Origin of the sequence: Caballeronia sp. dw_19, assembly GCF_018449515.1 — a bacterium.
In the GTDB taxonomy this organism is placed as follows: Bacteria; Pseudomonadota; Gammaproteobacteria; order Burkholderiales; family Burkholderiaceae; genus Caballeronia.
Genome location: NZ_JAAVUQ010000092.1, coordinates 1 through 2735, shown reverse-complemented (window position 1 = coordinate 2735; position 2735 = coordinate 1). Strand labels below are relative to the sequence as shown.

1 protein-coding gene is annotated in these 2735 nt (G+C 60.8%); it reads right to left on the bottom strand.

Translation table 11 applies throughout. The features are described 5' to 3' along the window. Window positions 1-421 precede the first annotated feature (421 nt). Window positions 422-2735 (bottom strand): Ig-like domain-containing protein (locus HB376_RS40520; RefSeq protein WP_255631898.1); only part of this gene is annotated, 2314 nt, incomplete at its 5' end.

Sequence of the window (2735 nt, the reverse complement as noted above, 5' to 3'; positions counted from 1 at the left end):
GCAACGTGCGGCCGCGAATTCTCCATGCGAATCAACGGCATAGATACCAGAGAAATCCTAAAGGCGAGGCTCCGCGGAAGACCTGTATGAAAAGAAATGTAACGATAGCCAAGTGCAATGCGCGGCATGCGCTTCGGTGCATGGAACGCGTCGGGTCTGCGCGCGGAATCGCCTTTCGTACCGCCCTGAAGCGCTGGCCACCGCACAACTCCGCCCGGTAGCCTTCGCGCGGCGGCGGTCGCTGCACTATGAGATGTCCTGAATCAGAACGCCGAGGCGGTCTTTTGGGCGCTTTCCGAACGGCGGGGAGACAAGCCCCAAGAAAAAAGGCCGTTGCGGAATTGCTCCCGCAACGGCCTTTCCATGTTTCTGTCAGTTGAGCGCGGCTCCGTCCGGGAACCGCTCTCCTCAATTGCGCTGCTTAGTTATGCAACGCGATCTGCACGCCTTGCTGAACCAGCAACTCGGTGTGTGCGCCTGAGTGTTCGTACACGTTGTACGTCACCCCGCCCACCACCGCCGTGCCTTCCGCTTGCCACTGACCGTCAGCCACGCCCGCAATGTGCGTGTTCGACAAGTCGACCGTGTCGCCATTAGACCCCTTCACCATCAACTGCTGATGGCCGTCCTTCTGGAACAGGTCTTGTTCACCGAGATTCAGCACGTCGGTCAACGAGAGCTTCAGGTTGTTCGCGTGACCACCCAGGTCGATCACTTCGATACCCGAGATCTTCGCCGCTGCTGTCTGGCCGGTCAGCGATGTCAGGTCGAGCACCTGGTGGTCGCCCGTCAGGTGCAGTGTATTGGCGGAAGGCATGGTGCCGGCGGGTTCCGTCGGGTGCGCCGTGCTGCCCTGGATGTGCGCCGTGCTTTCCTTGAAGTAGGACGTAGGGTCCGCGTTCAGGTCAACTGTATCGTTGCCGGTCGTTCCGATGAAAGCGTCGTGTTCGCCCACAGCGGTGTGATGTGGTTGCGTAACCGTTGCCGGCTCCGATTCCGCCACCGAACTCACCTGGGCCAGCGTAACGCTGTCGTCGGTGAGGTTCACTTGATGGGTTGCGGACACGCCAGCCGGCATGGGCCCAGTAACATTCATCCAAACACCCGGGGAAACCGAGTAACTCGCCAGGGTGTGCATATCCATAAAGGAACCACCTGCGCCGCCCGTAATACCGTTCGGCCAGTACTCCCATCCGGTGGCTGAAGTATTCCCAAAAAATCTGGTCGCCCACCACGCCAGGTTGTTGGCGACCTGATACGCCATGACTCCCGGGGCTATGAGTGTAAGTCCAGTTGCGAGAGTGAGAGCGCCGTTGCCTATGGATCCGGTCCCCGTTGGCATGGTAAGAGAAATCTTCTGCGGATCAAGGTTTCCGATCATGATGTAAAAAGTGCATCCACCGCCCGATGCGTTATTCACGCCCATCACCTGGCCCACGTTGCCCACTATCGCTTCAACAATGCTGTAGGAGTTCGAGACGAGCCCGTGGAGTGAGCCATTCTGAACCCGGGCCGTGTAAGCATGCGTCCCGCCAGCGACACCGGAGTCATTGAACGACCACGACGTTCCGCTCACAATTGCCGTTCCGACTGCAACCCCATCGCGATATACCTCCAGGACTTCGCCCGTTCCCAGAGCGGCCGAGACCGTACCCTTAACAATCGGCGTGCTATCCCACGTGGTACCCCCAACAGGGATCAGCACCTGGGAGCCACTTGTGTCGTCATACATACCGGTGATGCTTGTGGTTTCAATGGGCGTCACGCTGAAAGTGAACGCCGTGTTGGCCGAATGCGCGCTGGCCGTACCTGCTGCGTTCGTTTCCGTCACGTTGATACTATGCGTGCCAGTCGCCAGATCCGTTGCCGGCGTGAACGTCCACTTGCCGTTCGTGTCAACCGTGGCGGTACCAAGCACGGCCGTGCCGTCATACACCGTGATGATGTCGCCCGCCGTGCCTGTGCCGCTGATATGCGGATGGCCGTCGGTTGTCGTGCTGCCGGCCGGAATCGACGCGTTGGCGTCGTCGGTCAGGGTCGGTGCGGCCGGCGTGGCTGGGGTAGTGGTGTTGACCGTGATCGTCCAGCTGTTCGACGCAGCGCTTTGTGCCTGTCCGCTGGCGAACTGGGTGGCGATAAAAGTATGCGAGCCATCATTTATCGTCCACTGAGGCTTAAGCGCCCAGTGACCCGTGGCGTCCACGGTTGTTTGCCCGGCCCCAATGCCATCCATGAAAAGGTAGACGGTGTCCCCAACCGTGCCCGTGCCGCCGACAGTCGGCAGGTTGTCGTCGGTCGTACCGTTATTCGGCACCGTGCCCTGAACCGGACCCACGGCGTCGACCACGTTTGTGATCACCGGCGCAGGGGCGAACGTGAATGCGACCGCATCCGACTTCGCGCCCGTCGTGCCCGCCGCGTTGGTTTGCGTGGCCGTGATGCTGTGCGTGCCAATAGACACGTCCGTTGACGGCGTGAAGCTCCACTTGCCAGTGCCATCCACCTTGGTTGAGCCAATCAGCGTTGAACCGTCATAGATCTTGACCGTGTCGCCCGCCGTGCCCGTGCCGCTGATGTGCGGATGGCCGTCGGTTGTCGCGCTGCCCGCCGGAATTGATGCGTTGCTGTCGTCTGTCAGAACCGGCGTCGACAGTTTTGCCGGCGTGGTCGTGTCCACCACCACGGCCGTTGCCGCCGACGTCGCGCTCGATGTCCCCGCCGGGTTCGTTTCAGTG